Annotated in this window: 29 protein-coding genes; 17 read left to right on the top strand and 12 right to left on the bottom strand. The window is 71.0% G+C overall.

Annotated elements, in window-relative coordinates; all coding sequences use genetic code 11:
• Positions 1-347 precede the first annotated feature (347 nt).
• Positions 348-701: a hypothetical protein gene (locus AB1578_09330; protein ID MEW6488103.1), complete on the top strand. Its 354-nt coding sequence runs from the start codon at positions 348-350 to the stop codon at positions 699-701.
• 51 nt (positions 702-752) lie between these two features.
• Here the strand turns inward: AB1578_09330 and fetB are convergent, their stop codons facing one another.
• From fetB to AB1578_09305, 5 genes are all read right to left on the bottom strand, one after another.
• Positions 753-1,556, bottom strand: coding sequence for an iron export ABC transporter permease subunit FetB (fetB, locus tag AB1578_09325; GenBank protein MEW6488102.1), 804 nt, complete (start codon positions 1,554-1,556; stop codon positions 753-755).
• On the bottom strand, positions 1,553-2,230 hold the full coding sequence (locus tag AB1578_09320; GenBank protein MEW6488101.1) for an ATP-binding cassette domain-containing protein: 678 nt from the start codon (positions 2,228-2,230) through the stop codon (positions 1,553-1,555). The genes fetB and AB1578_09320 overlap by 4 nt, the downstream gene beginning before the upstream one ends.
• 77 nt (positions 2,231-2,307) lie before the next feature.
• Complete coding sequence (locus tag AB1578_09315; GenBank protein MEW6488100.1) at positions 2,308-5,301, bottom strand: CxxxxCH/CxxCH domain-containing protein; 2,994 nt, start codon at positions 5,299-5,301, stop codon at positions 2,308-2,310.
• A 25-nt stretch (positions 5,302-5,326) separates the two neighbouring features.
• Positions 5,327-5,794 carry a cytochrome C gene (locus tag AB1578_09310; protein ID MEW6488099.1) on the bottom strand — a complete coding sequence of 156 codons (468 nt, stop codon included), beginning with the start codon at positions 5,792-5,794 and terminating at the stop codon, positions 5,327-5,329.
• A 72-nt stretch (positions 5,795-5,866) separates the two neighbouring features.
• Positions 5,867-7,141, bottom strand: coding sequence for a hypothetical protein (locus AB1578_09305; protein MEW6488098.1), 1,275 nt, complete (start codon positions 7,139-7,141; stop codon positions 5,867-5,869).
• A gap of 463 nt (positions 7,142-7,604) precedes the next feature.
• On the opposite strand from AB1578_09305, the gene gspC reads away from it, so the two are divergent.
• The 11 genes from gspC (at position 7,605) to AB1578_09250 (ending at position 17,071) form a co-directional block, all read left to right on the top strand.
• Positions 7,605-8,555: a type II secretion system protein GspC gene (gene gspC / locus AB1578_09300; protein MEW6488097.1), complete on the top strand. Its 951-nt coding sequence runs from the start codon at positions 7,605-7,607 to the stop codon at positions 8,553-8,555.
• 64 nt (positions 8,556-8,619) lie between these two features.
• Entirely contained in the window at positions 8,620-10,902 is a 2,283-nt protein-coding gene (gspD, locus tag AB1578_09295) for a type II secretion system secretin GspD (GenBank protein ID MEW6488096.1), read from the top strand.
• The gene (gene gspE, locus AB1578_09290; GenBank protein MEW6488095.1) at positions 10,899-12,605 is read left to right on the top strand and encodes a type II secretion system ATPase GspE; all 1,707 of its coding nucleotides are present in this window, start codon (positions 10,899-10,901) and stop codon (positions 12,603-12,605) included. Before gspD ends, gspE begins: the two co-directional genes overlap by 4 nt.
• Before the next feature lie 3 nt (positions 12,606-12,608).
• On the top strand, positions 12,609-13,829 hold the full coding sequence (gene gspF / locus AB1578_09285; protein ID MEW6488094.1) for a type II secretion system inner membrane protein GspF: 1,221 nt from the start codon (positions 12,609-12,611) through the stop codon (positions 13,827-13,829).
• 28 nt (positions 13,830-13,857) lie between these two features.
• Entirely contained in the window at positions 13,858-14,298 is a 441-nt protein-coding gene (gene gspG, locus AB1578_09280) for a type II secretion system major pseudopilin GspG (protein ID MEW6488093.1), read from the top strand.
• The gene (locus AB1578_09275) at positions 14,295-14,492 is read left to right on the top strand and encodes a prepilin-type N-terminal cleavage/methylation domain-containing protein (protein ID MEW6488092.1); all 198 of its coding nucleotides are present in this window, start codon (positions 14,295-14,297) and stop codon (positions 14,490-14,492) included. The genes gspG and AB1578_09275 overlap by 4 nt, the downstream gene beginning before the upstream one ends.
• Positions 14,493-14,584: 92 nt before the next feature.
• Positions 14,585-14,800 (top strand): hypothetical protein, encoded by a 216-nt coding sequence (locus tag AB1578_09270; GenBank protein MEW6488091.1) that lies wholly within the window; start codon positions 14,585-14,587, stop codon positions 14,798-14,800.
• A 115-nt stretch (positions 14,801-14,915) separates the two neighbouring features.
• Positions 14,916-15,296 carry a prepilin-type N-terminal cleavage/methylation domain-containing protein gene (locus AB1578_09265; GenBank protein ID MEW6488090.1) on the top strand — a complete coding sequence of 127 codons (381 nt, stop codon included), beginning with the start codon at positions 14,916-14,918 and terminating at the stop codon, positions 15,294-15,296.
• Positions 15,293-15,931, top strand: a complete 639-nt coding sequence (locus tag AB1578_09260) for a type II secretion system protein GspJ (GenBank protein MEW6488089.1) — start codon at positions 15,293-15,295, stop codon at positions 15,929-15,931. Before AB1578_09265 ends, AB1578_09260 begins: the two co-directional genes overlap by 4 nt.
• Positions 15,928-16,857 (top strand): type II secretion system minor pseudopilin GspK, encoded by a 930-nt coding sequence (gspK, locus tag AB1578_09255; GenBank protein MEW6488088.1) that lies wholly within the window; start codon positions 15,928-15,930, stop codon positions 16,855-16,857. Before AB1578_09260 ends, gspK begins: the two co-directional genes overlap by 4 nt.
• Positions 16,858-16,873: 16 nt before the next feature.
• Positions 16,874-17,071, top strand: coding sequence for a hypothetical protein (locus AB1578_09250; GenBank protein MEW6488087.1), 198 nt, complete (start codon positions 16,874-16,876; stop codon positions 17,069-17,071).
• Here the strand turns inward: AB1578_09250 and AB1578_09245 are convergent.
• Entirely contained in the window at positions 17,068-17,793 is a 726-nt protein-coding gene (locus AB1578_09245) for a phosphatase (protein ID MEW6488086.1), read from the bottom strand. The genes AB1578_09250 and AB1578_09245 overlap by 4 nt on opposite strands.
• Positions 17,794-17,838: 45 nt before the next feature.
• On the opposite strand from AB1578_09245, the gene AB1578_09240 reads away from it, so the two are divergent.
• The 5 genes from AB1578_09240 to AB1578_09220 all read left to right on the top strand — a co-directional run bounded on the left by AB1578_09240 (position 17,839) and on the right by AB1578_09220 (position 21,398).
• Positions 17,839-19,761 carry an ATP-dependent DNA helicase gene (locus tag AB1578_09240; protein ID MEW6488085.1) on the top strand — a complete coding sequence of 641 codons (1,923 nt, stop codon included), beginning with the start codon at positions 17,839-17,841 and terminating at the stop codon, positions 19,759-19,761.
• Complete coding sequence (locus AB1578_09235; protein ID MEW6488084.1) at positions 19,758-20,003, top strand: type II toxin-antitoxin system HicA family toxin; 246 nt, start codon at positions 19,758-19,760, stop codon at positions 20,001-20,003. The genes AB1578_09240 and AB1578_09235 overlap by 4 nt, the downstream gene beginning before the upstream one ends.
• Positions 20,004-20,008: 5 nt before the next feature.
• The gene (locus AB1578_09230) at positions 20,009-20,413 is read left to right on the top strand and encodes a type II toxin-antitoxin system HicB family antitoxin (GenBank protein ID MEW6488083.1); all 405 of its coding nucleotides are present in this window, start codon (positions 20,009-20,011) and stop codon (positions 20,411-20,413) included.
• A 189-nt stretch (positions 20,414-20,602) separates the two neighbouring features.
• Positions 20,603-20,818 (top strand): hypothetical protein, encoded by a 216-nt coding sequence (locus tag AB1578_09225; protein MEW6488082.1) that lies wholly within the window; start codon positions 20,603-20,605, stop codon positions 20,816-20,818.
• A gap of 1 nt (position 20,819) precedes the next feature.
• A complete protein-coding gene (locus AB1578_09220; protein MEW6488081.1) occupies positions 20,820-21,398 on the top strand; it encodes a hypothetical protein in 579 nt (192 codons plus the stop codon).
• Between the two features lie 401 nt (positions 21,399-21,799).
• Here the strand turns inward: AB1578_09220 and AB1578_09215 are convergent, their stop codons facing one another.
• From AB1578_09215 to AB1578_09190, 6 genes are all read right to left on the bottom strand, one after another.
• Positions 21,800-22,126 (bottom strand): type II toxin-antitoxin system PemK/MazF family toxin, encoded by a 327-nt coding sequence (locus AB1578_09215; protein MEW6488080.1) that lies wholly within the window; start codon positions 22,124-22,126, stop codon positions 21,800-21,802.
• Complete coding sequence (locus AB1578_09210; protein MEW6488079.1) at positions 22,126-22,383, bottom strand: AbrB/MazE/SpoVT family DNA-binding domain-containing protein; 258 nt, start codon at positions 22,381-22,383, stop codon at positions 22,126-22,128. Before AB1578_09210 ends, AB1578_09215 begins: the two co-directional genes overlap by 1 nt.
• A gap of 110 nt (positions 22,384-22,493) precedes the next feature.
• On the bottom strand, positions 22,494-24,809 hold the full coding sequence (locus AB1578_09205; protein ID MEW6488078.1) for a DNA methyltransferase: 2,316 nt from the start codon (positions 24,807-24,809) through the stop codon (positions 22,494-22,496).
• The gene (locus AB1578_09200; GenBank protein MEW6488077.1) at positions 24,731-24,907 is read right to left on the bottom strand and encodes a hypothetical protein; all 177 of its coding nucleotides are present in this window, start codon (positions 24,905-24,907) and stop codon (positions 24,731-24,733) included. Before AB1578_09200 ends, AB1578_09205 begins: the two co-directional genes overlap by 79 nt.
• Positions 24,908-25,297: 390 nt before the next feature.
• On the bottom strand, positions 25,298-26,095 hold the full coding sequence (locus AB1578_09195) for a nucleotidyltransferase domain-containing protein (protein ID MEW6488076.1): 798 nt from the start codon (positions 26,093-26,095) through the stop codon (positions 25,298-25,300).
• 77 nt (positions 26,096-26,172) lie between these two features.
• Positions 26,173-26,442 carry a hypothetical protein gene (locus AB1578_09190; protein ID MEW6488075.1) on the bottom strand — a complete coding sequence of 90 codons (270 nt, stop codon included), beginning with the start codon at positions 26,440-26,442 and terminating at the stop codon, positions 26,173-26,175.
• Positions 26,443-26,845 lie beyond the last annotated feature (403 nt).

Below are 26,845 nucleotides of genomic sequence, written 5' to 3'. Positions count from 1 at the left end.
GGTGGGGGGGGGGGTTGCCCGGGCGCCGGGGGGGGCGCCCCCGCCCCCCCCCCCCCCCCCGCTGCTCCGCAGCCGGAGCTCCGTTTCGTAACCGATCGCCCGTGCCCGGAACGTTTTGGGAACTCGGGACCCGAGGCACCCGTGCCCGCCGGCAAGTCAGGCGGACCTCCTTGCGCACGGGGCAGGCACGGCCTTTGCTGCACGAGCGGCTCAAGTGCGGACAAAAGCCGCCGATCGGTTTAAGGAGGCAGCCGGACGCCCCGGCTGTGCCCGAAGAGTGGAAACGGAGTCCCACCGGAAACCCGGGAAAGCACCGAGTTTCCGCACTCACGGAGCAGGAGGAAACCATGGACGGGTGGCAGGGAAGACCAGGAAGGGTGCTTCGACGGCTGGCGGCAGCGGCTGCCTTGTCGTGCGCGGCGGCGTCTGCTTGGGCCTCGGGGGCGATCGTCGTGACCGCAGCGCAGTGGCGGCCCGAGAACTCGGTGCTGCGCATCGAGGGCACGTGCACCAAGCCCGACGCGGTAATTCTGGTGCGGGACGCCGAGTCCCGGGCACTACTGGGCAGCGCCGCGGTGCGTGCCGATGGGAAGTGGATGCTCAAGCTCCGCGACCCGGGGGCGGTCCCCTCCCGAGCTCGGGTGGAGCTCGGTTCCCTGGGCGTGGAGTGCGATGTCACGGGGCCCGCCATGGCCCAGTAGTCTCCACGGAGAACGACGGTCCGGTAAACGGGCGGCCTGCAGGCCGCCCGTTTACGTCTTGGCCGCCGGGCGCTGCGCCTCCAGCACGAACCGCTCCTCGGCGTCGAAGGCCTTGCGGTACCCCCCGAGCACCGCGATGGCCGCGCCCAGCGAGGTGGCCGCCGAGATCATGAGGAGGACCACGATCTGGTAGGCGGCGGCCACCCGGGGGTCGGTGCCCGAGAGGACCTGGCCGGTCATCATGCCCGGGATGAACACCACCCCTGCGGCGCTCATGGAGTTGAGCGTGGGGATGAGGCCCGCCCGGAACGCCGCGCGGGCGCTGGGGCGCACCGCTTCCCACGGCGACGCCCCCAATGCCAGTAAGGTCTCGATCTGGGCCGACCGGGCCCGCAGGTCGCCGAAGAGCCGGTCCAGGCAAAGCGCCATCCCGTTCATGGAGTTGCCGACCACCATTCCCGCGATGGGAATCACGTACCGGGGCTCGTACCAGGGCTCCACACCCACCACCAGTGCCGTGACCGCGAAGGTCACCGCGAGCCCCGAGAGCGCAATGGCCCCCAGGCTGCGGGGAAAGAGCCCCGGGGGCCTGCCCTGGACCCGGGCGAGCAGCGTCTGGGCGCCGAAAAGCATCATCGCCGCCAGCAGTCCCGCCACGACCCAGGGATTCGAGACCCGGAACACCCACTGGAGCGCAAACCCCAGGGCGATGAGCTGGGCATAGGCCCGGGCCGCGGACCACAGGAGCGGCCGCACCATGCCCAGGGAGAGCGCCAGGGAGAGTCCGGCTGCCGCCACGAGGAATCCGGAAGCCAGCGCCAGCTCCCAGGGACCAATTGGGATCGCGCCGGTCACGGGGCCTCCTCGGCCAGCCCCTCGCCCTGGATCCGAAGCCGGCGGTGCACCCCATCCCAGGCAGCCGTGTGCCCCGCGACGAGCACGGCACGTCCCGCGGCCGCGAAGCGAAAGGTCCGTTCCGCGACGGCCTGGGAGGAGGCAGCGTCCAGGTTTGCGGCGGGCTCGTCGAGGAGGAGCACCTCGGGCTCCGCCAGCACGGTGCGCAGGAACGCCACCCGGGCGAGCTGGCCGAGGCTGAGCTCCCGGGTCTGCCGGGCGAGCGTCAGTTCGCCCAGCCCGACTTCTTCGAGCTCCCGAACTAGGACTTCCGGGGCCGGCGCCGGCAGTCCGCGCCGCACCCGCAGAGACCAGGGGGAGAGGAGGTCCTCGGCGAGGGTTTCGCCGGTGTAGACAGGGGGCGAGCTCAGCAGTCCGACCCGGGCCCGCCACTGCCGGGGCGATACGGAGCCCGCCGGCATTCCGCCCAGGGTGAGCTCCCCCGACCAGGGAACCAGCCGCGCCAGGGCTCGAAGGAGGGTGGACTTCCCCGAGCCGGAGGGACCCCGGAGCCAGACCACCTCCCCGGCCCGGAGCTCCAGGGAGACGCCGCGCAGCACGGCGCGCCCCCCCCGCTGCGTCTCGACGGAAAGGGCTCCGAGCAGGGCATTTGCTCCCGGAAGGGGGTCACCCACCGTCAACCTCCCAGGCCCCGTTCGTGGCCGATAGCTTCCTCTGACTCCGCGCCGCCCGGCGGGTTTACCCCGCGCGGCTACCAGGCTAGGCCCGGATGGGGAAAGCCGTGGCACAGGCCGGTACAGGTCGTGGGCGTACCCGGGGTAAAGGTGATATCGGTCGGCAAAGCTCCTCCCGTCACCGGCGGAGCGGCGACATCCGCGGGCGTCTCCCCGTCAAAGTGCGCCTCGGTGCCGAAGCCTCCGGTACTGTGGCAGACGTTGCAGTCGTTCAGGATCAGGGTCGAGTGCCCAAACCGGCCGTGCCGACCCGCCCGGTTGGGCCGCACGTCCCCTGCCGGGGCTCCCCCGTTGGGGGGCAGGCCATGGCACGAGACGCAGCCGGTTGGGTTCGCAACGGGGAAGGCGGGGTGGCACGCGGCGCAGGCAGGACCGGCCCCGCCCTGGAAGCTCACCCCGTGGCACAGGGCGCAGCCCACGCCGTCCAGCGCCGCGTCCCGATGGGAGAACGGCCCGTCGTACCAGTGCACGGTGTCTCGTCCGCCGGCGCTGGGGTGGGCGGTGCCGTCGTTGTGGCAGGCCTCGCAGCCCTGTCCGCCCGCCTTCAGGATGCCCACGTTGAAACGCGGGTTCGACCCCGGCCCCCCCGCCTCCCCATGGCATTCCTGGCAGGCGGCGAGATCGGCTTTCGCGTCCGGACCGTGGGCGACTGGGTCGAGGTAGCTTCCCTCCTCGTCGACCGGGTGCGTCAGGTTCCACGGGCGGACCGCGCCCGGATGGCAGCCGGCGGCCTGGGTGAGGCATCTGCCCAAGACGGCATCGTACCCCAGGGCGAGCGCAAGGGAAGCGGCGGGGCTCCCCTCGAATGCGGGCGTGTCGAGGGCCGAAAAATGCCCCGAAGCCAAGCGTGCCGCATCGTGGCACGCCCCGCACGTCGGGGAAAAATCCAATCCGGCCGCGTAGCCCTCGTGGGTCTCGTGCCGGCCGGAGAAGTAGCTGTTGGCCTCGGGTTGGCCGGCCGCGGCGCCCCGCTCGTGGCAGGCCCCGCACTGCGTCGCCACGTCCAGGGTTCCCCCGAGCCACGGCGGGGTCATCCGTCCCCCGTGGCAGCTCACGTTCGTGCAGGTGCCGCTTCCCGACGCCGGGTCGGCGGCGTAGCGGGCGGGCCCCCTCGTTCCCTGGTAGCGCGGCGTCAGAAGGGCTACGTTGGCCGGAGCGGCGGGGTCGTAGTGGTTCAAGGTGTCGCTTCCCGCACCCTGGTGGCACGCGGCGCAGCTCTGCGTGTCCGCGGTCAGTCCGCCGTGGCCACCGTGTGCTCCGGCCCGGTTGGGGCGCGCATTGCCTGCCGGGGCGGCCGCGTCCGGGGGCCGGGTGTGGCACGAGCCGCACTGGCCGGCGGCAAAGGCGATGGCTCCGGGCGCATTGTGGCACGCCCCGCAGGGCGTGGCTTCGCCCCCCCCGGTGAGGGTGTGGCAGCCGATGCACCCGGGCGCCTCCTCTATGGCGCGCAGCACGTGACTGGTCCGGAGGGTCCCGCTCGGGAGGAGCCACTGGGCGTTTACCGGATGGGGGGCGCCGTTCCACTCCTGGAGCTGCCCCGGATGGCAGCCGGCAGCGCTCGTGAGGCACGTCTGAGCCGTCGCGTCGTAGCCCATGTCGGCCCGGAGCGACTGCGCAGGGGGCTGCTCGAAATCGGGAGACTCCAGACCCGTGAAGTGGCCGGCCGCGAGCCGCACCGGGTCGTGACAAGCCGTGCACATCGCCTCGGCCGCCTGCAAGTGGAGCTCGTGGAGCCCGGAGTAGTAGCTGTTGGCTTCCGGCACACCCGCTCCCGTCCCGCCTTCGTGGCACGCCCCGCACTCGGCGTCGGCAACCAGCGTTCCCCCGAGCCAGGGCGGCGTGGTCTGTCCGCCGTGGCAGCTCACGTTGGCACACGTGCCGGTGCCCGATGCGGGATCGAAGTCGTACCGTACGCTGCCCCGCCTGCCCTGGAACTCGGGTCGCACGAGGGCCACGTCGGCGGGGATCTCCTGGTCCCAGTGGGCCGCAATTCCCGCTCCGGCCCCGTCGTGACACACGCCGCACGCACCCGCACCGGCCACCAGGCCCGTGTGGGCGTCGTGGGAGCCGGCGCGATTGGGCCGGGCCGCGGGGGCCTGCGAGGAGTCCTCCGGCGGCGCGCCGTGGCACGACAGACACGGCCGGTTCCCCGGAACCAAGGGATCGCCCCTCGTGTGGCACTGGAAACAGCTTACCCCCACTCCGCCCCCGGCAAGGTCGCTGCCATGACAGGCGGCACAGGCATCCGGCGTTCCCAACGAGACCGCCTCGTCCCCGTGGCTCACCAGGTACGCCTCCGGGTGCCCGGCGAAGGGAGGCCCCTCCAGGTGGCAGTCCAGGCACGCCACGCCCACCAAGCCGCCCCCGAGGTCGCTTCCATGACACCCCTTGCACGCATCCGCCCCCTGCGCGGCGCGAGCGTCCTCCCCGTGGCTGAGCAGGTAGCCATCGGGGTGCCCCGCAAGGGGGGGCCCGTCCAGGTGGCAGCCCAGGCAGGCCACGCCCACGATGCCACCGCCCAGGTCGGCGCCGTGACACGTCTGACATGCCTGCGCCGTATCTCCCCCGCGGGCGTCCTCCCCGTGGGTGAGCTGGTATCCCTCGGGGTGCCGGGTAAAGGGAGGCCCCTCCAGGTGGCAGTCCAGGCAAGCCACCTCGGCGATGCCCCCGGACAGGTCGGCTCCATGGCAGCCTCGGCAGGCATCGGCCGCACCCTGGGCGCCGGGCTCGGCGCCGTGGGTGAGCCGGTAACCGGCGGGATGGCCCGCAAACGGCGGACCCTCCAGGTGGCAGTCCAGGCAAGCCACGCCCGTGGAACCGCCGCCCAGATCGGTGCCGTGGCAGCTCCGGCACCCCGCCACCGGCCCCCGGGCGCCGGGGTCGGCGCCGTGGGCAAGCCCCCACCCATCCCGGTGGGCCCGGTCCACGGGGGCGTTTTGATCCGAGCAGGCCGCGCCGAGCACCAGCAGGGCCAGGGCTGCCAGCGACGTCCAAAGAAGCGAGCTCTTCATCGCAGTCCTCTCCTTCGAGCCTGCTCTAGCCGTGGCAGGGGGCGCAGTTCCTGGAAGCCTTCGGGTTGCCGTGACACCGAAAGCACGAGGTCGGGTCGAGCCGGGCGTCGATGCGGTGGCGCGAGAGGTAGTCGCCCCGGTGGGGGGTGCGCTGGTAGGTACCGGTCTGGTTCTTCAAGGAGGGCTTGAGCTCGCTGCGGGTCACGTGGCAGTCGTTGCAGAAGCTCTGGGCGTGGCACATGGCGCACACCGCCTCGTTCTGGTAGCTCGGCGCCCGGTGCTGGTTGGTCCAGTCCGGGGTGTGCACGAAGTTGGCGTACACCACCGTGTCGTCGGCGCGGTCGTGGCACTCCAGGCAGTCGGTGCGCCCCCTGCCCAGGGTCTCGGGGTGCACGTCGGGCAGGGTGTAGCGCTTGGGAAGGGAAGCGCAGGCGGCCACCAGGCCGGCCAGGACCAGGAGCGCGAAGATGGTCTTGAGCGTGCGTTCGGGCATGTGGGTGCTCCCCAGGGAAAGGGCCCGGGCCCATGGCCCGCAGCCGCGTCTCGGTTCTCGGTACGGCCCGGCTTACTTGGAGAAGAGGTACCGGACGGCCAGCATGCCCCTCACGTCCCGGTCGAAGTACGGGTCCGCGCTGTAGTCGCCCGAGAGCTTCACCTCCAGCGCATCCCGGAGAAAACGCCTCCCACCCCCAAGGGAGGCGAAGAGCGAGCGGTCCTCTCCCTGAATGTCGGCGTCGTAGCGCACATAGACCACATCGCCGCTCAGGAAGGCCGGCGTGCGGTCGTGATAGAACCAGGCCCTCCCCAGGGTGTAGCGGGTGTCGTCGGTGTCGCCGTCCATGACGCCGAGCTCGGCGCCCACCTGGGTGAGGCGAAGCACGGGCAAAATGGCCAGGACGGCGTAGTACCACGCGTCGTCGTCGCGTTCGCGGTAGTCGTACTTCTTGCCCTTGAGCTGTAGCTCGATGCCGCTCTTGGGGTACCAGGTCACCTCCCCGCTCACCACCGTGACGGTCTCGTGGGAGTCCTTCAGGAAGCGGAACGGGCCGCCGGTGTTTTCCCCGGTGTCGAAGAACGCGCCGTAGACAAACCTCTCGTAGGCGGGCCGCAGGAGGAAGTTCCCGAGTCGGATCCGCGCATCGTAGGCGTGCTCCTGCCACTGGTCGGTCTCGAGGTTGCGCACGGAGTTGCCCGAGAGCAGCACCGGCCACGGCAGGGTCACCGACGAGTCGATCCCCAGGGCCTGCTCCTGGCGGTCGCCGTCGTTGTCGACCCGTTTGTAGGAAAGTCCCACGTCGTACCAGTACCCCCAGTGGTGGCTGAACCGCCCGCCCCAGACACGGTCCCCGCTTCGGCCGTCCACGACCTCCAACGCCACCGGCTGGCCCGCGTATACCGAGAGGGAGAAGGCTGACGAGAGATCCCCCCGCAGGCTCAGCCCGTCCACGGCCTCGTTGGCCACCCCATCGAAGATGTGCATGCGCCCCAGCCGCGCTGCAAAGTTGGCCTCCGAACGCGTGTACTGGAGGTAGCCATGGAGCAGCTCGCCCTGGGAACGGTCGGCGAAGGTTTCGTTGTCGGCCAGATCGTAGCGGCCCCAGCCGTACAGGTGTACCGACAGCCCCTTGTCCTCCAGCTCCCCGGCTGCCACCCGCAGATACTCGTAGACAGGCAGCACAGTCTGGTCGTCCCCCTTGCGCGTATCCCGCTCGAAGTAGCGCACGAGGGTGTCGGATTCCACCTGGAACTGTGCGGGCTGCGCCAGCCGCGGCGCCCCCAGGGGAAGGGAAGCGGCCAGACAGAGCAGCAGTGCGTTCCTCAGCGGTCCTCTGTGCTGCATGGGTTCCTCCTGGTCGATAGGACGGTCGGCGGGCGCGGCGGCTCTCTTGGTCCCAAGCGGGGAGAAGCGCCGAACCACGGCCCGGCGGCCCGGCACCTTATACCAGGATCGCCAGGTGCGCCAGGACGGTTCGGCAAAGATCCAAGGAGCCCCTGTACGGCATCGCGTGCGGGTCCACCCGGGGCCGACGAGAAGGGTTAGAATCCACCTCCAAGTTCTGAGGCGGGGTCCGGGAGCCCTGCAGTGGAGCCCCGTGCCGCCTCGACCGAACGGGGGCAGCTCGACTCAACCAGTGGAGCTCGGCACACCGGCTCCGGCGGAGGCGCTCGTTCCGAACATCGCGGATTGCGGGGCGGAGCGGAAGGGCTTCCGGACTCCGCTCGCCACCCCGGGTCCAGGGGGGCCTTTCACCTTGCACGTCCGTTGAGCGGTCGCGTATCCTGGCGCCCATGCGAGACTGGGCATGCGCGAGCATCTGACAAAGTATTTCTGGGTCTTCACCCTCCTCTTCCTGGCCTCTGCGGCCTTCCTCGCGGCGCGGCTCTCCAGCGTTCTCCTTGCCAAGCAGCTGTGGGTTGCCGAGACGGGCGGCGCTCCGGCCGCGGCCCCGCGCGCCGAGCCGGCGGGCGGAGAGCGGCTGGGAGACTACCTTGTGGTCCAGGAGCGCAACGTCTTCAACGCGAACCCCAAGCCGGCCCGCCCCGAACCGCCGCCGGCCCCCCCGGCCGGAACGGCCCCCCAGTCCGCGGCGGCGGCTCCGGTCGCCCGTACGCCCTTGAACGTGACTCTGTTCGGGACGGCGGTGGTGGACGGGGGACTCTCCTTCGCCCTGGTCCAGGCGGCCAACGAGATCAAGCTCGTGCGGGCGGGGGAAGAGGTCGAGCCCGGAGCCCGACTGGTGGAGGTGCGGGCCGACCGGATCCTGGTGGAACGAGGGGGAGGCCCCGAGGAGGTGCTCTTGTACCCGCCCGAGGGCGCCCCCGGCGCACCGGCCGCGGCACCTGCCCGGGGCCGCGGCGCCGCCGCCCGGACCCAGGCGGCGGCACCTCCTCCCCCGGCGGCTCCGGCGGCCGAGACGGTGCGGCAGGTCGACGAGAACAACTGGCTCATCGACAGCCGCGAGATCGAGCAGGCCAGCGCCAACATGAGCCAGCTCATGACCCAGATCCGCGTGGTGCCGAACTTCGCCGACGGGCAGCCCGACGGGTTCAAGGTGTTCGCCATCCGCCCCGGAAGCCTGTTCAGCAAGATCGGGCTCCAGAACGGCGACGTCCTCAAGCGGATCAACGGGATCGAGCTCGTGGGCCCCGAGCAGGGATTCCAGGCCTACCAGGCGCTCAAAGACGAGACGTCGATCCAGATCGACCTGGTGCGCCGCAACGAGAACAAGACGTTCAGCTACGAAATCCGCTAGCCTCCCGCACACCCCGGCCCCCCGACGCACGGGAGCCCGACACACCCCGGAAGGAGTATGGACGGTGCGATTCCTGCGCCCCCTGCAATCCTGGAAGTGCCCGTCGGGGCTGCTCGGCCGGATCGGCCCAATCAGGCTGATTCGGCTGATCGGGCTGATCGGGCTGCTCGCCGCCCTCGCCCTCCTGGCCCCGGCGTCCCTCGACGCCCAGGAGCCGGACGGCCCGCCCCTGCCGGAGGCGGTGGAGGGGCCCATGGCCGAACCGGCCGCGCCCGACCTGCCCGAGGCGGTGGAGGGACCCATGGCCGAACCGGCCGCGCCCGACCTGCCCGAGGCGCCCCCGACACCTCCCGTGCCCGCAGTGGCCCCGCCGCCCCGGGCCCCGGCTGCGGCCCCGGCCCGGAACGCGGCAGACCGCCGGATCACGTTGAACTTCAAGGACGCGGAGCTCAACGCCGTGGTCCAGTTCATCTCGGAGGTGACGGGCAAGAGCTTCATCCTCGACGCGGACCAGCGCCAGTGGGGCAAGGTCACCCTCATCAGCCCCCTCCAGGTGACCGCCGACGAGGCCTACGAGATCTTCCAGGCCATGCTGAACCTGAAGAACTTCACCATCGTCCCCTCGGGCAGGGTCTACAAGATCGTCCAGACCCAGGTGGCCGCCCAGACCACGGTGGAGACGGTTCGGGAGACCGTCGCGCCCGGTGAGCGGGTCGTGACCCGCATCATCCCCCTCCAACACGTGGACGTGAACGAGATCGTGCAGGTGATCTCACCCCTCGTGTCCAAGGGCAGCCCGGTCATCGCCTACCCCGCCACCAACACCCTGATCGTGATCGACTCCAACGCCAACATCGAGCGGCTCCTGGATATCATCCGGGCCCTGGACGTGGAGACCGTGAGCACGGTGCTCGAGATCATCCCCATGCGCTACGCCGCCGCGGATGCCATGGCGAAGAACCTGACCCAGGTGATTGCCGACCGGGGTGTCCAGGCCCGCCGGCGGGCACCCGCCCGCGGACAGGCCCAGGTGCAGCAGGTGCAGACGGAGGCCGCGGCGGTGAAGATCATCCCCGATCCGCGCACCAACGCCCTCATCGTCATCGCGGACCCGACCACCATGACCGACATCAAGGCCATGATCCACGCGCTCGACGTGGAGATCCCCAAGGGCTCCGGAAAGATCAACGTCTACTACCTCAAGTACGCCGACGCGGAGAACGTGGCCTCGGTGCTCACGGCCATCTCCAAGTCGGCGGGCACCCGGCCCCGTCCCGGCCAGCCACAGGCCGCGCCCGCCGCCCGGGCCACCGCCACCGGCGAAGCCAGCGTGGAGTTCGAGGAGCCCGTCCAGATCACCGCCGACAAGACCACCAACTCGCTGGTCATCATCGCGAGCCCCCAGGACTACGAGATCCTGCAGGACGTGATCGAGAAGCTCGACATCCGCCGCCCCCAGGTGCTGGTGGACGCCCTCATCGTGGAGATGAGCTTCGAGAAGGCCCTCGAGCTCGGCGTAGAGTGGCGAACAACGGAAGATCCGCGCGGTGGGGGCACTACGGGGTTCGGTTCAACCAACTTCGGCAACATCGGCAACGTGGCGGTCGGCGGCCCCCTGGCGGTGCCCCAGGGGCTGGCCCTCGGGGTCGTCAAGGGAACCATCTCCTTCGGGGGCCGGGAGTTCCTCAACGTGGGGGCGCTGCTTCGGGCCCTCCAGACCGACGCCGACGTGAACGTGCTGAGCTCTCCCCATCTGATCACCACCGACAACGAAGAGGCGGAGATCGTGGTCTCCGACAACATCCCCTTCAAGACCAGCGAGAAGTTCGACTCCCTGGGGAACCCCATCTCCACCTTCGAGTACCGCGACGTGGGGCTGACGCTGCGCTTCACCCCCCAGATCAACGAAGACAACTTCGTGCGGCTGCGGCTCTTCCAGGAGACGAGCCAGATCGTGAACACCGCGACCGGGGGGAGCACCAACGCGCCGTCCACCACCCGGCGGTCGGCCAAGACCACCGTGGTGGTCCAGGACCAGACCACGGTGGTCATCGGAGGGTTGGTGAGCGACGACACCCAGATGCGCTCCTCCTCGGTGCCCTGCCTGGGAGACCTGCCCCTGCTCGGGTACCTGTTTCGCAGCACCCGGCAAACCAGCCAGAAGAAGAACCTCCTCATCTTCCTGACGCCCCGCATCGTGACCAACATGGCGAAACTCGAAGAGGTGAGCCAGGACAAGCGCACCCTCTATGAAGAACACGCCACCACGCCGGGGGAGGGCCCAACGGCTCCGGTGGAGAAGCTCGAGCACTATCTGGACCGGCTCAAGGGGACGAGCCAGCCGTGACCGCCAGGCCTTCCCTGGGCGAGTTCCTGGTGGCGCGGGGGCTCGTCGGCGCCGAGGGCCTGGCCCGGGCCCGCGCCAGTCAGACGGAGAAGGGGGGAACCCTGGCCGAGGCCCTGGTTTCCCTGGGCCTGATCGACCCGCAGGCGCTCCTCGAGGCCCTGGGAGAAGCCTTCGGCATCCCGCTGGCTTCCGAGATCCGCCCCGCCGAGATCCCCGACGCCGTCGTGCGCCCGGTGCCCATCCAGTTCGCCCGGCGCCACCGGGTGCTTCCCCTGGGCGAGGAAGGCGGGGCGGTCACCGTCGCCCTGGCGGACCCCGAGGACCTGGGGGCGCTCCACGACCTGCGGGTGCTCCTCGGCCGGCCCGTGGCGCCGCGCCTGGCGCCGGCGGACCAGATCCTCTCGGCCATCAACCGGGTGTACGAGCTCGGCTCGGACCGGGCCGGGGACTTGATGGAGGGCCTGGAAGACGCGGGCCTCGACGCCCTGGCCCACGAGATGGAGGAGCCCAAGGACCTCCTGGACGCCTCCGACGAGGCGCCCATCATCCGGCTCGTGAACGGGATCCTGTTCCAGGCGGTGAAGGACCGCGCCAGCGACGTCCACGTGGAGGCCTTCGAGCGCGAGCTCCAGGTCCGCTACCGCATCGACGGGGTGCTCTACCCCGTGCTCACCCCGCCCAAGAGCCTGCAAGCCGCCGTCACCAGCCGCATCAAGGTCATGGCCGGGCTCGACATCGCCGAGAAGCGGCTTCCCCAGGACGGGCGCATCCGCATCAAGATCGCCGGCAAGGACATCGACATCCGCGTCTCGGTGCTGCCCACGGCCCACGGGGAGCGGGTGGTGATGCGGCTCCTGGACAAGTCCGCGGTGCTCCTGGACCTGGAGGAGCTGGGGCTCGGGGGCGAGCGCCTCGAGGCCTTCAAGAAACTCATCACCCGCCCCTACGGCATCCTCCTGGTCACCGGCCCCACGGGCTCGGGGAAGACCACCACCCTCTACGCGGCCCTCTCCCGCATCAACTCCGAGGACATCAACATCATCACCGTGGAAGACCCCATCGAGTACCAGCTGCGGGGCATCGGGCAGATCCACGTGAACCCCAAGATCGATCTCACGTTTGCCGCGGGCCTGCGGTCCATCCTGCGTCAGGACCCGGACGTGATCATGGTGGGGGAGATCCGGGACGGGGAGACCGCGGAGATCGCCATCCAGGCGAGCCTCACCGGACACCTGGTCTTCTCGACCCTCCATACCAACGACGCCGCCGGCGCCGTGACCCGCCTGGTGGACATGGGGATCGAGCCTTTCCTAGTCTCCTCCTCGGTGCTCGCCATCCTGGCCCAGCGCCTGGTACGGGTGCTCTGCCTCGACTGCCGCGAACCCTACCTGCCGCCGCCCGAGGGGCTGGCAGAGCTGGGCCTCAAGGCCTCGGACCTCCCCGAGGGACACCTCTACCGGGCCAAGGGCTGCCCGCGGTGCATGCAGACCGGGTATCGGGGCCGGTCCGGGATCTACGAGCTCCTCACCGTGGACGAGGGCATCCGGGCCCTGATCATGAAGGGGGCCGACTCGGCCACCATCAAGGACGAGGCCCGGCGCCGGGGCATGCTCACCCTGCGCGACGACGGCACCCGAAAGCTCCTGCGGGGCATCACCAGCGCCGAGGAAGTGCTGCGGGTCACCCAGGAAGAAGCGATCTAGGCTGTGCCCGTCTTCGAGTACGAGGGCCTCGACGCCCGGGGCCGAACCACCCGCGGGATCGTGGATGCAGACGGTCCCCGGGCGGTTCGCGCCAAGCTCAAGCGCCAGGGCGTGTTCGCCACCCGGGTCGCCGAGGTGCGCCGCCGGGAGGGCGCCGCGGCCAAGGAGCGCTCCCCCCTGCTCTCCCGGGGCGTCCGCGTGGGAGAGCTGGCGCTGCTCACCCGCCAGATCGCCACGCTCCTGGGGGCGGGCCTGCCCCTGGTGGCCGCCCTGGGGGCCCTCCTGGAGCAGACCGAGAACCAGCGCCTGAGCCGCATCCTCTCCCAGGTGCGCGAAGGGGTGAACGAGGGCAAATCCTTCCACGAGGTACTGGGGGAGCACCCCCGCTCCTTTCCCGAGGTCTACCGCAACATGGTGCGTTCCGGAGAGGCGAGCGGCACCCTTCCCCTGGTGCTCAGCCGGCTGGCCGACTTCCTCGAGGGATCGGTCGCCTTTCGCCAGAAGCTCCAGGCCGCGCTGGTCTACCCCATCCTCATGACGCTCCTGGGGGCGGGGATCCTGTGGTTTCTCCTCACGAGCGTCGTGCCCCGGGTCACCAGCATCTTCGACGACATGCAGAAGGCGCTGCCGGCGCCCACCCGCATGCTGCTCGCCACCAGCAACGCCTTGCAGGAGTATGGGTGGATCGCGGTACCCATCCTCCTCCTCGTCTTTCTCGGCCTGAGGCGCTACGGCCGGACCCCCGCCGGGCGCTACGTGCTGCACGGCCTGGTGCTCCGGACTCCCGCCCTGGGGCGCTTCGTGCGCCTGGTGGCGGTGAGCCGCTTCTCCAAGACCCTGGGGACGCTCCTCACCGGAGGGGTGCCGCTCCTGACCGCTCTCGACATCTCCCGGGCGGTGCTCGGCAACGCGGTGCTGGAACGGGCGGTGGAGCAGGTGCGCGACGACGTGCGCGAGGGACGCAGCCTGCGCGACGCCCTGCGCGCCACCCGCCAGTTTCCGTCGGTGATGTGCCAGATGGTCGGGGTGGGAGAGGAGAGCGGCTCGCTGGACGAGCTCCTGCTCAAGGTTTCCGACGCCTTCGAGGGGCAGGTGGAGGCCGCGGTGGCTACCTTGACCTCGCTCCTCGAACCCCTTATGATCCTCGGCATGGGGCTGGCCGTGGGCTTCGTGGTCCTGGCCATCTTGCTGCCGATCTTCGAGATGAGCCAACTCGTCGGCTGATCCCTCTCCCTCCACATCGAGAACGCCCGTGATCAAGCGTCGCCGCGACGCCGGCTTTACCCTCATCGAGCTCCTCGTGGTGCTCACCATCCTGGGCCTCCTGGCGGGGCTCGTGATGCCCCGACTGTTCGGCCGGGGCGAAGAGGCCAAGATCACCGCCGCCCGGGTCCAGATCCGGGTCCTGGAAGACGCGCTGCGCCAGTTCGAGGTGGACAACGGCTTCTACCCCGACACCGAACAGGGCCTCGATGCCCTGGTTCGCGAGCCCACCGTGGGCCGGGTGCCCGGCCGGTGGCGCCAGGGGGGCTACCTGGAGAGGGGCGTGGTCCCCAAGGACCCCTGGGGCAACCCCTACGTCTACCTCTATCCCGGCAGCCACGGAGATTTCGACCTCCTCTCCTACGGGGCCGACGGCGAGCCCGGTGGCGAGGGCAGTTTCGCCGACATCGCCAACTGGGAACTCGAGTGACCCTCTCGCGCCGCGGCTTCACCCTCGTGGAGTTGGCGGTGGTGCTCTTCATCCTCGCCGTCTCCCTCTCGATCCTCCTTCCCCGCCTGCCCGGGCTGAGCCAGGGCCGAAAGAACGCCGCCCTGCGGCAGCTCGCGGCGGTGGCCCAGGCCCTCCACGAAGAAGCCGCGTTCAAAAAAAAAGCCTGGCTCTGATCTACGACTTCGAGCAGCAAAGCTACCGGGCGGGGCAGTGGGACGAAGAGGCCCGCGACTACCTGGACGCGCCCGGGCTCCCGGCCGGACTCGTGCGCCTGCCCGAGGGGCTTCGGCTGCGCGAGGTGGAGAACACGGTGGACGGCCGGGTCGCCCGGGATCGGGCGCTCACCCACTTTCTTCCCCAGGGCTACGCCACCCCCACGTGGGTGCACCTGGAGGACGACGAGGGAAACCCGTACACCGTGGTGATCCGTGCCCTGCCCGGGCAGGTGGGAATCTACGATGGCCGCGTGGATCCGGACTAGGGCCTGGCGCGCTGCCCGCGGCGGGTTGCGCGTCGGGGACGCCCAGGAGCCGCAAGGCGCCGGGGCCGCGGGGGGAAGCCCGGTTGTTTCGGCCTCCCGGGGCCGCAGGTCCCCGATGGGATTCCTCCGGGGAGCCCGCCGCGGCTTCACCTTCCTGGAGCTCCTCGTGGCCCTGGCCATCCTCGGGGCCTCCTTTACCGTGCTCCTCTCGGCCCACACCTCCGCCGCCCGCCAGGAAGCCCGGGCGCGGCGCCTCATGACCGCGACGCTCCTGGCCCGCGAGGCCCTCACCGAGACCGAGGTGGAGGGGTTTCCGGAGCTGGGAGAGGAACAGGGGGACTTCGGGGAGGAATTCCCCGACTACTCCTGGGCACGGCGGGTGGAGACCACCGAGTTCGATCGGGTCCGCCTGGTGCACATCGAGGTGTTCTGGCCCGAGCGGGGCGACCGCACGTCCACCGAGATCGTGTACTACGCCGTGGGGGAAGAGCCGTGAGGCGGGGCTTCACCCTCCTGGAGGTTCTGCTCGCCCTGACCCTCATGGCGCTGGTGCTCAGTTTGATCCAGGGCGCCTACTCCGGCGCCTCCCGCTCCCGCGCCCTCTCGGGGGCCGAGTCCCGCGAGGTGCACGCCGCCACGGTGGCGCTGGACCGCCTGGCCAACGAGCTCGCCTCCGCCTTCACCTCGACGGCCTCCCCCTTTCGCGCCCGGGCGACGCGCTTCGTCGCGGCGAGCGGCTTCGACGGCTGGTCCACGCTGACCTTCGTGACCCGGCTCCCATCCCTGCCCGGCTCGCTGCCCGGGGGCGAGGCCGAGGTGGGATACCTTGTGGAGCGCGACGGGGACGGCGTTCCCAGGCTGCGGCGGCGCGAATCCCGCGACCTGGACGGCGACCCCGAGGAGGGCGGCATCCCCTACGAGGTGCTTCCCCACGTCTCCCGCTTCGAGGTCCGCTGCTACGACGGAACGGAGTGGCTCGAGGACTGGGACACCGAGGGACGGGAGGAGGAGCCCCGGCTGCCCCTGGCCGTATCGGTGGAGGTGGCGTGGCAGGCCGGCGGAGGGGAAGAAGAGGAGCGCATCCTTCGCACCTCCACGCCCCTGTACCGAGCCCAGAAGGCGACCCCGTGAGAAGAGGATCCGAACGGGGCGCCGCCCTGCTCCTGGTGGTCCTCCTCATCAGCCTCCTGGCGGTGCTGGTGGTGGAGTTCCAGCGGGAGGCCCGGCTCAAGCTGCGGTCCGCGGGCAACCTGCGCGACGCCCTCCAGGCCCACGCCCTCCTGCGCTCCGGGGTGGCGGTGGGCTCGGTGCTGCTCCTGGCCGACGCCGAGGAAAGCGCGGTGGATCACCGGGGAGAGCTGTGGAACGCCCCGATCCCGCCGGTGCCCCTGGGGGACGGGAGCCTCTCGGTGGGGGTGGAGGACCTGGACGGGAAGTTTCCCCTGGGGTCCCTGGTGGACGGGGCGGGCAAGGCCGTGCCGGCCCAGGTGGCGGCCTACCGGCGCCTGTTGAGCGCCCTGGAGCTCGAGAGCGCCGATCCCGCCGATCTGGCGGACGCGCTGGTGGCCTGGATCGACGAGGACCAGGACGGCCCCTTCGAGACCCACCCCGACCTCACCGTGCCCAACGCGCCCCTCGAGCACCTGGAAGAGCTGGCGCGCGTGGAGGGCTACACCCCGGAGGTGCTCCGCAGCCTGCTGCCCCACGTGGACGTGCGGGCAGACCGGGCCATCAACGTGAACACGGCCACCGTGCCCGTGCTCCTGAGCCTCCACGACGCCCTCCTCCGAAGCGACGTCGAGGATCTCTACGAAGAGCTGGGGGAGAGCCACGTGGAGCGGATCGCGGACCTGCGCACCCACGCCGCCTTCGCCGGCATCGCGAACTTCCCAGCCCTGGCCCAGAACCTCAAGGTGGAGAGCACGCGGTTTCGGATGTACCTGAGCGCCGACGTACCCGCGGCGGCTCTCAGCCCCGTGATCCGCCAGGCCCGGGCCGTGCTCCAGAGGGATCGGACCAAGAAGGAGGTGCTCCTGGTGGACTGGATCGAGGAGTGAGAGTGGGGAGGCGAACATGGCCGACTGGAGGCAGCTGACCGGGAAGGCGGTGCGTGTGATGGCCGCGGGGGTGGAGTACCGGGGGATCGTGGTGGAGCTGGGGGAGACCGCGCTGCTCCTGCACAGCTTCACCGGGGCGGTGGAGATCCCATGGGAGCGGATCACCTCCCTGGAGGAGGACCCGAGCGCAACGTCGGGCGTGCCGGACCGTTAGGCCCCGGGCTCCTCCTCGAGGCCGAGGAAGCGCAGGAGCCCTGCGTAGGTGCGGTTCACCACCTGCTCGGGGGCGATGCCCGCCGCGGCGGCCACCTGCCATGCGTCCCCCACCTCCCCCACCTGGCAGGCCACGTGGGCATCGGAGGCCAGGCTCACCAGGCCCCCCTCCCGGGCCACGGCGGCCGCCAGGGCGCTGCACGTCTCGAGGCTCCCGTGGCGGGACGACCCGAAGGAGGCGTTGTTGATCTCCAGGGCCACCCCGAGGCCGCAGGCGGCTTCCGCCAGGGCGGGCACGTCCACGGGAAACGCGGGGTTGCCCGGGTGGGTGAGCACCCGCACCCGGGGCTGCTGCATGGCCCCCACCAGGGCGCGGGTGTTCTTGACGGGGCTCGAGGACTTGAAGCCGCACCCCTCGTGGAACCCCACCATGGCGTAGTCGAGCCGGTGGAGGACTTCCGCGGGCAGATCCAGCCCCCCCTTGCCGTCCACCAGGTTCGCCTCCACTCCCTTGAGCAGCCGGACTCCGTGGAGGGTCGGGGGGAGGAAGCGCAGGGAGCGGAAGTAGTAGATGTGCGGCCCCCCGGGGAGCGCCGGTCCGTGGTCCGAGAGGCCCACGGCGCGCAGCCGGCGCAGCGCCGCCTCCCGGGCGATCTCTTCCACGGTGGAGAAGGCGTGGCCGCTGGCCACGGTGTGTACGTGAAGGTCGGCCTGGATGCGCATGGCGGGTGCATTCTAAACGCGGCGGGCCCGCGCAACAAGGAACCCATGGAAGCCATGGACATCGACGCCTTCTTTGCCCCCTCGGGCCCCCTCTCCCGGTGCCTCCAGGGGTACGAACCCCGCACCGGCCAGGTGGAGCTGGCCCGGGCCGTGTACGACACCCTGCGCCAGGGCGGCGTCCTCCTGGCGGAGGCCGGCACGGGCACGGGAAAGACCCTCGCCTACCTCGTCCCCGCGCTCCTGGCGGGCAAGAAGGTGGTGGTGAGCACGGCCACCAAGACCCTCCAGGGCCAGCTCCTCCAAAAAGACGTGCCGCTGCTGGCCGCGGCCCTGGGGCGCCCGGTCTCCGTGGCGCTCCTCAAGGGCCGACAAAACTACCTGTGCCTGCGCCGCTTCGAGCAGTTCCGCGCCCAGCCCCTCTTCCGGTTCACGGCCGAGGCGAAGCTCTACCGGCGCCTGGAGCGCTGGGCCGGGGCCACCCGCACCGGGGACCGCTCCGAGCTCCACGACCTCCCGGACGACTTCGGCCCCTGGCGCGACGTCTGCTCCACCTCCGAGACCTGCTGGGGCGGCAAGTGCCCCCGGGAGGAGGAGTGCCACCTGGGGACGCACCGCCGCGCCGCCCAGCGGGCCCAGGTCGTGGTGGTCAACCACCACCTCTTCTTCGCCGACCTAGCGGTGCGCGCCGCTTCGGCCGGGGAAGTGCTGCCCCGGTACGAGGCGGTCGTCTTCGACGAGGCCCACCACCTGGAGCCCGTGGCGACCCAGTACTTCGGCGTCCGGGTGGGCTCCCACCGCTGGGGGGACTTTTCCCGCGACGCCGCCGCGGCCCTGGGAAAGCAGGACGCCGCCCTGGCGCAGGCCCTCTCCTGCGCCGCCGAAGCTGCCGAGCAGCTCTGGGCAAACCTCCCCCGGGCGGAGACGTCCCTGCGGCTTCGGGGGGCGCTGCCGCCTGCGCCCCGTGCCGCCCTCGCCGGCCTCCTGGAGGCCCTTTCCCACTGGATCGACCGACTCGCCCCCCGGCAGGCTTCGAGCCAGGAGTGGGAGTCCCTGTTCCGGCGCAGCCGGGAGCTGCGCGACGATCTTGCCCGCTTCGCCGCCGGCCCCGAGCCCGGCGAGGTGCGCTGGGTCGAGAACCGGGGCCGGGCCGCCACCCTCCACGCGGCACCGGTGGAGGTGGGCAGCACCCTGGGCGCCAAGCTCTTTTCGGGACCCGCGCCGGTGGTCCTGACCTCCGCCACCCTGCGGGCCGGGGGAAGCTTCGCGTACCTCGCCGCCCGCCTGGGCGTGCCCGAGGGTGCGCGGGAGTCCGCGGTTCCGAGCCCCTTCGACTTCGCTCGTCAGGGGCTGCTCTACGTTCCCGCCGGCATGCCCGATCCGGCGGATGGGAGCTTCCCGGCCCGGGCCGCCGAGGAGATCGCCGCCCTGCTCGCGGCGACCCGCGGACGGGCGTTTTGCCTCTTCACCTCCCATCGGGTGCTGCGGGCCGTGGCCGAAGCCCTGACCGGGCGCCTCCCCTACCCGCTCCTCGTCCAGGGCCAGGCCCCGCGGGAGGTGCTGCTCGACGCCTTCCGGCGCGACACCCACTCGGTGCTGCTCGGCGCCCAGTCCTTCTGGGAGGGGGTGGATGTGCCGGGGGAGTCCCTCTCGGCCGTCCTCATCGACAAGCTCCCTTTCGCCACCCCCACCGAGCCCCTCGTGGAGGCGCGCATCGAGCGGGCCCGGGCGCTCGGGGAGTCCCCCTTCTCCTCCTACCAGCTCCCGGCCGCGGCCATGGCGCTCCGCCAGGGGGTGGGGCGGCTGCTGCGCCGCGTCACCGACCGGGGCGTGGTGGCGATCCTCGACCGGCGGCTCCTGGAAAAATCCTACGGCCGTTTTCTCCTCGACAGCCTCCCCCCTTTCCCCGTGACGCGGCGCCGGGAGGACGTGGCGGCGTTCTTCGGGGAGGCGGAAACGCCCTCGCCTTGAACGAACTGGCCCGCAGCTTGACCGCCCCACCCCCTGTGTGTACCGTACACACCATGACCAGCGCGGGGGTGATCCGGCGGCTGGAGGCCGAGGGGTGGGTCCTTCATCACGTGAAGGGAAGCCACCGCCAATTCAAGCACCCGGAGAGGTCCGGCAAGGTCACGGTGCCCCACCCCGAGAGAGACCTCCCGGTGGGCACCCTGCGCAGCATCTACCGGCAAGCCGGCTGGGAATGGAGGTGAGGAGCGTGCGGTACTCCGTCGTCATCCACAAGGACCCCGGGAGCGGTTACGGCGTGACCGTGCCCGACCTGCCGGGCTGCTTCTCCGCGGGGGAGACCCTGGACCAGGCGCTCGCCCTGGCCCGGGAGGCCATCGAGTGCCATCTGGAAGGGCTCCTCCTCGACGGCGATCCGATCGCCGAGCAGCGCCCCCTGGAGGAGCACCAGGCCAATCCCGACTATGCGGAGGGGGTGTGGGCCCTCGTGGACGTGGATCTCGCCGCCTTGGGCGACCGGGCCGAACGGATCAACATCACCCTACCGCAACGGGTCCTCGCCCTCGTCGACGCCCACGCCAAGCGGCACGGCGAGAGCCGCTCTGGGTTCCTGGCTCGCGCGGCCCTGGAAGAGCTGCGCCGGGAGCACGGGTGAGGGGGGCGCGGGCGGCACCGAGACTTCCGGCGGCGGTATCGGGGGTAGGCTGCCGCCGACAGTCTGCAAGTTCCGGCAGGCCAGACCCGGTCGGGACCCGATTGCGCCTGCGCCTCCCCTCTGCTAGCGTTCCGCTCCCGTAGCCCGGAACTCCGATCTCCTGGGCGGCCGGGCGGGAGGAGGCGATTCATGAAGGGGACGACTGCCCTCGCGCTGGTTCTCGTGACCCTCGCCGGCTGCACCCGCCCCATTGCGGCGTTCTCTCCCCGGCGTCCCGGCACGCCGGCCCACCGGGAAGCCCAGGCCGTGGAGGCCTGCCTCGGCTGCCACGACCCGGCCCAGCTACCCCGCCACGGCGGCCTGACGGACTGTCTGCGCTGCCATCGCCTGGCACCCGGAGGCTGACATGAGAGCGTACCGCGTCGTGCTTTCCCTGCTCGTCCTCTGCCTGGCCTCCTGCGGGCCGATTCTCGGCCAGGCCATGCGGGCAACCGAGGGCATCCGGTCCTTCGAGGTCACCGAGGGGCACCTGGGAGACCTCCCCACCGGGGTCCAGCTCCTGGTCTTCGGACCGTTCGCCAAGACCGACGCCGCCTTCTACATCTGCCGGGGCGAAGACGCGGCCGATTTCGCCCTGGCGCTGCGGGACGCGGATCTCTTTCGCACCGAGCTCTACCTGGAGCGCGACTACGATCGCCTGGAAGCCACGGTCCGGGGGCTACGGGAGAAGACCCCCCCTCAGCTCCAGGCAGCGCTCGGGCTCACGGCCCCGCCCGACCTCCTGCTCTTCGGCACCCTCCTCCACCGGTCCATGATCGTCGCGCCCACCCGCGGGGTGATCACCGACGTGGGCTACCGGCTGGAGTTCTTCGACCCCGGGACCCGCCGATCCGTGACCGTCGAGATCGCCGCCAAGGAGCCCTTCGAGCGGGCCGTGACCGAGATCACCCGAGAGCTCGCCGAGCGCCGCGCCCGCGCGCCGTGACGCCCACGCTACCACCCGCCACCCACCCCAAACCCGAGCTTCTGGCCCCCGCAGGGTCCTGGGAGGCCTTTCTGGCCGGGCTCGAGGCCGGGGCGGACGCCTTCTTCTGCCTGGGCCTCCAGGAGTGGAGTGCCCGGGGCCGGGCGGTCCCATGCAGGCCAAGGGCAGGTCAGCGGGCTGCCCAGAACGCCACGAGGTCCCTCACCCGGCCCGCGGACCGCTTGCCCAGCCAGAACTCTTCGCTCTTCCAATAGACCATCGTCAGCGGCTTCGGCATGGTGACCTCCTCGTCGCGTCCTGGCTCAAGTCTAGCTCCAAGATTCACGCAGCGAGAAACAGGGCTTCGGCTGGCTGTCTGGCCCGCCCCAGGGCGACCAGGGGGAGTCCGGCGTGGCGAGGCTTCACTGGAACAGGGGCGCGAGCCTGGCCAACACCTCTTCCATGAGGGGCGGCGGCACACTCTCCACCCTGCGCGCGTCCCGCGCGGCGAGATCCAGAGCGCGCGGCTGGTCGCACCGCACCACTCCGGTGGTCCGAGTGCCCGCCAGCGGTACGGCGAAGCCCGCCGAACGCGCGAACGTGCCCCCCGTCGTGATGGGTACGACGATGGGGGTCTGGGTGAGGCGGTTGAAGGCGGTCGGCGATACGATCAGCAGCGGCCGGTGCCCCCGCTGTTCGTGGCCAGCGCTGGGGTCGAGCGCCACCCAGTAGATGTCGCCCCGTTCCATCAGAGCAGCTCTTTACCGACGGGTTTGTCTTCGAGCCACGCCCGATCGTCCTCCGTGAGCTCCGCCGAGGCGTCACATTGGGCGAGCAACTCGTCCAGAGTGTAGTGAGGCCGGGGCTTGGGGTCGACGACCAAGCGGCCGGCGTCCACCGCGATGCCCACGGTCGACCCCGCGTGCAAGTCGAGCAGATCGAGAATCGCGGGCGGTACGGTCAACATGACGGAACCCCCAACCTTTCGAAGACTGGTCGTGTGCATGGGCACTCTCCTGCGAAGATGTTATACGGCAGTATAACACGGCCGGCCCGCCTTCCATCGCAGGCGGCGCCGAGGGGAACGCGCCCGCCACAGTGGTCGCGGTTCCGCAGCTACCCCGCCGCGTAACGGCCCTCGCCGCTGCGCCTCGCCTGCCCCAGCGCCGCCAGGGTCTCCAGCAGGTCCGCCACCTGTGCCGCCGAGGCACCTTTGAACGAACGAGCTACCTCCTCGGCCGTGGCGGGGCCGGCCGCTTCGCGCAGCGCCGCGAGCACGGCCTGGGCCTGGTCGGGGAGGGGCTTGGGCCAGGGGAGCCTGCTCGGCTTCGCCGTGTCGGCCGACGTCGTAGGGCGGGGCTCGCCCCGCCGATCCTCCTCTCCCATGGCTAGCTCCGGCGGGGCAAGCCCCGCCCTACCTCGGACTTGCAGTTCCGGCCTGAGCCACCGCACGAGCCCCCGCTTCTCCTCGGCCGCCCGCTCGGCGTTCAGGGCCACCAGGCGCGCGAGGATCTCCTCGTCCGTCAGGCTGGGCGGCCAGCCGTAGGCCGCGAACACCGCCGCGTCGAGCTCGTCGTGGAGCTGGCACAGCACCGACACGAGCCCCTGGTCGTGGACGGCCCGCTCCGCCGCGGTCAGGGGCTCTCCGGACCGCAGCTTCGCCAGGACGTTGTACATGCCGGTGAGGGTGAGCCTGGGGTGGAGGGCCTGCTGGCGCTTGCGGTGGGCGTCGAGCTCCTCGGCGAGGGTGCGGATGCGATCCGGTAGGGCGCTCTCGCCGAGAGCGCCGTTGTCTGAGTGCGGACGGCTCGGCGAGCCGTCCCTACCCAGGGCGGGAAAAGGGAAGGGGTCGAAGCAGCGGCCCTTGGTGTAGCGCGGGTCGTTACCCGCACCCAAACGGGCGCCAGCCGCCAGGGTCCAGACCACGTGCGCCCGGCTTGAAAGCACTCCCAGGAAGACGGCGTCGTCCAGGGCGATGCTCGTCAGCATGTTGTCGGGCAAGACAGCGGCGTCGAAGAACACGAACACCCGATGCTTGGCCGTTTCCGGCGTCGCGATGAACCGCTTCAGCCCCGCGGACGCCTCCCGCCACACCGGCCGCTCCCACCCAAACCGCCACCACAGGGCCTGGATGGAGGCCCGGCGGTTCTGGTCGCGCTCGGGCTTCACCCGGTCCAGGACCCGTTGGAACGCCTCGGGGTGCAGGTGCCGGGCCTCTTCCTGGGAGAGGCCGAAGAAGTCGATGACCCAGGCGCCCCGCGCCGTGGCCATGAGGTCCCGGCCGTTGAGGTACGGGCGGAGCACGCCTCGGCCGGTACGCGGGTTCTCGGCTTGAGGCCACGCCGCCGCCTCGTCGGCGGACAGGATGAACCCGGCCCCGTAGAGCTGCACGCCGGGCGAAACAATGCCCTCGTTGGCGCGAAGCGGTACCGCGGCGTCGAGATTCGGGCCGCTGCGCAGGTCCGCGCCGATGGCGGCCACCAACCGCTCGTCGAGGGTCACGGCCTGGTCGGCTCCTTCGGCGGTCACGCGCGCCAGCCGGGCCGGCCGAGTCCCGTCCTTTCGTTCTCCGACGGTCATGGCGATCCGCACCGCGGCGCCGTCCGCGGACTCGACCCAGAGGTGGTCGGGAACCGCGAACACCAGAGCCAGAGGGGTCTCGTCCGCGTCCAGGTGGCGCGCCAGGACCCGGCGCTGGAAGACCTGGGAGAGGCTGTTGGTGGTGATGAGGCCGAAGCGCCGGATCCTGCCCCGGCGGGCCGCCTCGGCCGCCAGGTCCCACCAGAAGGTGACGTAGTCGGCCTTCTCGGGCATGTGCGGGTAGGTCTGCCATAGGGCTTGCACGTACCCGTCCCCAAGCGCCTGCCGCATCCGCCAGCCGCCGATGAACGGCGGGTTCCCAACGATGAAGTCCGCCTCCGGCCACTGCGCCTTCCTGGGGTTCCGGTAGCGGACCACCGGCACCCTGGCGGTTTCGTCGGGCACGGGCTCGCCCGTGACGGGGTGGGGCTTTGTGGTGACGCCGTCCCAGCGGGTGACGGGCTGCCCCTGGTCATCCCGCACCGGGTCGGTGCCGTCCCAGTCGAGCACGGCGTCGCGGCACTCGATGTTCCGGAAGGGCCGGAGCACCGGCTCGGGAGGCATCACCTGGCCCCGGGTGCGGAAGTGCCACTGGAGGTAGCCGATCCAGAGCACCACGTCGGCGATGGCCGCGGCCCGGGGGTTGACCTCGAGGCCGAGGAACTGGTGGGGGTCCACGGTGAGGCCCTCGAGCTCCAGCACGGTCTGCCCCTCGCCCAGGTCGTGGAGCGTGGTCAAGACCTCGCCTTCGAGGCGCTTCATGTGCTCCAGGGTCACGTAGAGGAAGTTCGCGGTGCCGCAGGCCGGGTCGAGCACCCGCACCTCGCACAGGCGCCGGTGGAAGGCACGCACCTCGTCCTGAGCGGCACGAAGTCCGGGTGGTCCTTCTCCTCCTCCAGGAGGCGGGTGAAGCACCCGCCGGGCAATAGCCCCACGTCTTCGGCGAACATGGTGAAGAGGCAGCGCATGAGAAACGCCGCCACGTCCTCGGGCGGGTGCCCGGCCCGCTCCAGGGAGCGCGCGAGATCCGCGCGGGGCTGGGGGTGAGGGCGGCGCGGTCCGCGCCCTGCTTGGCCTCCAACACGAAGGCGCCGCGTTTGTAGAGATCGATGCGGCCCGTGCTGGAGGTGCCGTCGCCGTGGCGGAAGGTGCCGGACTTCTCGAACACGAGTAAAGCCGGGCGCACCGGTTGCGCGAGGGACCTCTCCTCGAATTAGCGCGGATTGCGGGGCGGAGCGCAGGGGCTCCGAGACCCCGCTTGCCGCCCAGGTGGTGAACCCTGGCCGCATGCCAGCCCCCCCGTGGCACGGGTCGGCCAGGCCCGAAAGGCGCTCCGGTCTTCACGGGAACGCCCCACCGGCCCAGGCATCCCGCAGGCACTCGCGAAAGAGGGCGTCGAGGGAGTCGGTGTCGCCCGGCGCGGGCGCTGCGGTTCCCGCTGCGGTCTTGAGCCGCTCCACCTCTTCTTCGAGGAACCGGCTGAGCACCGGGATGCGCGGGCCTTCGTCGAGCTCCTGCCCCGCGCGCTTCTTGGCCAGGAGCTCGGCGACCGCCTCGCGCAGCTCCGGCGGAAGGTCGAGGCCTTCCACGAGAGCTTCGAACCGCACGGGCACCGCGTCCAGACCTGCCTCGATCCAGCGGCACGCGAGCACCGGGCGCAGCACGTACAGGTACTTTTTGAGCCACACGGTTTCGCCCTGGAGGTAGTCGCGGAAGTTGCCCCGCGCCATGTGCAGGTAGTGGTGGAAGCACGCCCGGGGGGAGTAGTAGCGGGGCAGCAGCTCCCGCAGCCTGGCCGCCAACGGCCCCGAGTCCCGGTACACGAGAGGGCTTCCGAGCCACTCCAGGAGGGGCGGGTTGGACTTGCGATACAGGCGCAACGCCTTGCGAACGTCCCAGCCGCTCAGGTCGAGCGCGCCCTGGAGCGGCCGCTCGATCACGTCGCGGCGGTCGTCGATGGAGAGGTACCACTCCATGGGCCGCACGTAGACGAATCGCACGTCGTAGTCGCTGTCCGCCGAGGCGAAGCCCCAGGCCCGGCTCCCCGCCTCGCAGGCGTACAGGATGCGGACCCCTTCGGAGCGCTCCAGGTCGTCGAGCGCGGCGCCAATGGCCTTGCGGAGGTCGGCGGCCGTCATTGGCTAGTCTCGCCCGATCCACCAGCCCAGACCGAAAGCCAAGGGGAGGGCGGTGTAGTACTCGGAGAGGTTTGGCGTCATGGTGCCCCCTTTCCTGCGTTCTCGTGCCCATCGGTCCTGGGCCGGCCCCCCTTGCGGGCAGGGTCGCCGGAGCGTCCGTCCTCGGCGATCCGCGCCGTAAGCCCGCAGGGCACCCGTCCGATCGTCACCACCGGCGGCCCGCTGCCCTCGGGCCACGAGATGGTGACCCGGCAGGCCTCCTCGGTGGCTGGGGCCGACGGGCGGCGCCGGGCCCCCCTGCCGAGGATCATTACGAACAGGGCAAACAGCGAGGCAATCCATTCCACGGCGTCCTCCCACCAGTCGTCCCGAGACGGCAGCATATCACGCTGGAGAGACAGATCGTGTCCCTCGACAAGAGGCACGGTGCCGGTGCCCAGGCATCCTGTTTGCGGACGGTCCCGCAGGGCGCCGGGCCCGCATCGAAGGGACCGGCATCGAGGTCTGGGAGGTGATCTCCTCCTACCTTGCCCTGAACCGGGATGGCCGGCGGCTCCAGGAGAGACGTACCACTGGCTTTCCGATCGGCAGATTCTCGCTGCCCTGGGCTACTACCGGTCCTACCCGGAGGAGATCGAAGAGCTCGTTCGAAGGAATCGGGCCGAGGAACTCGAGGAGGATGGGGCGGAGTAGGGCGGGGGGGGTGCCGCCCCCCCCCCCCACCAACGAATGTTGTGGGGAACACCCCCC

Source organism: Thermodesulfobacteriota bacterium (genome assembly GCA_040756475.1).
In the GTDB taxonomy this organism is placed as follows: domain Bacteria; phylum Desulfobacterota; class Deferrisomatia; order Deferrisomatales; family JACRMM01; genus JBFLZB01.
The sequence above is the reverse complement of the archived record's forward strand: the minus strand, read 5'-3'. Positions and strand labels throughout refer to the sequence as shown.

Bases quoted from the DNA above. Each gene is read 5' to 3' on its own strand.
- AB1578_09245 (MEW6488086.1), bottom strand. From the start codon at position 17,793: ATGCGCATCCAGGCCGACCTTCACGTACACACCGTGGCCAGCGGCCAC.
- AB1578_09220 (MEW6488081.1), top strand. From the start codon at position 20,820: ATGAGAGCGTACCGCGTCGTGCTTTCCCTGCTCGTCCTCTGCCTGGCC.
- AB1578_09210 (MEW6488079.1), bottom strand. From the start codon at position 22,383: ATGCACACGACCAGTCTTCGAAAGGTTGGGGGTTCCGTCATGTTGACC.
- AB1578_09250 (MEW6488087.1), top strand. From the start codon at position 16,874: ATGGCCGACTGGAGGCAGCTGACCGGGAAGGCGGTGCGTGTGATGGCC.
- AB1578_09330 (MEW6488103.1), top strand. From the start codon at position 348: ATGGACGGGTGGCAGGGAAGACCAGGAAGGGTGCTTCGACGGCTGGCG.
- AB1578_09195 (MEW6488076.1), bottom strand. From the start codon at position 26,095: ATGACGGCCGCCGACCTCCGCAAGGCCATTGGCGCCGCGCTCGACGAC.
- AB1578_09265 (MEW6488090.1), top strand. From the start codon at position 14,916: ATGGGATTCCTCCGGGGAGCCCGCCGCGGCTTCACCTTCCTGGAGCTC.
- AB1578_09215 (MEW6488080.1), bottom strand. From the start codon at position 22,126: ATGGAACGGGGCGACATCTACTGGGTGGCGCTCGACCCCAGCGCTGGC.
- AB1578_09225 (MEW6488082.1), top strand. From the start codon at position 20,603: ATGAAGGGGACGACTGCCCTCGCGCTGGTTCTCGTGACCCTCGCCGGC.
- AB1578_09305 (MEW6488098.1), bottom strand. From the start codon at position 7,141: ATGCAGCACAGAGGACCGCTGAGGAACGCACTGCTGCTCTGTCTGGCC.
- AB1578_09310 (MEW6488099.1), bottom strand. From the start codon at position 5,794: ATGCCCGAACGCACGCTCAAGACCATCTTCGCGCTCCTGGTCCTGGCC.
- AB1578_09240 (MEW6488085.1), top strand. From the start codon at position 17,839: ATGGAAGCCATGGACATCGACGCCTTCTTTGCCCCCTCGGGCCCCCTC.
- gspC (MEW6488097.1), top strand. From the start codon at position 7,605: ATGCGCGAGCATCTGACAAAGTATTTCTGGGTCTTCACCCTCCTCTTC.
- AB1578_09200 (MEW6488077.1), bottom strand. From the start codon at position 24,907: ATGTTCGCCGAAGACGTGGGGCTATTGCCCGGCGGGTGCTTCACCCGC.
- AB1578_09315 (MEW6488100.1), bottom strand. From the start codon at position 5,301: ATGAAGAGCTCGCTTCTTTGGACGTCGCTGGCAGCCCTGGCCCTGCTG.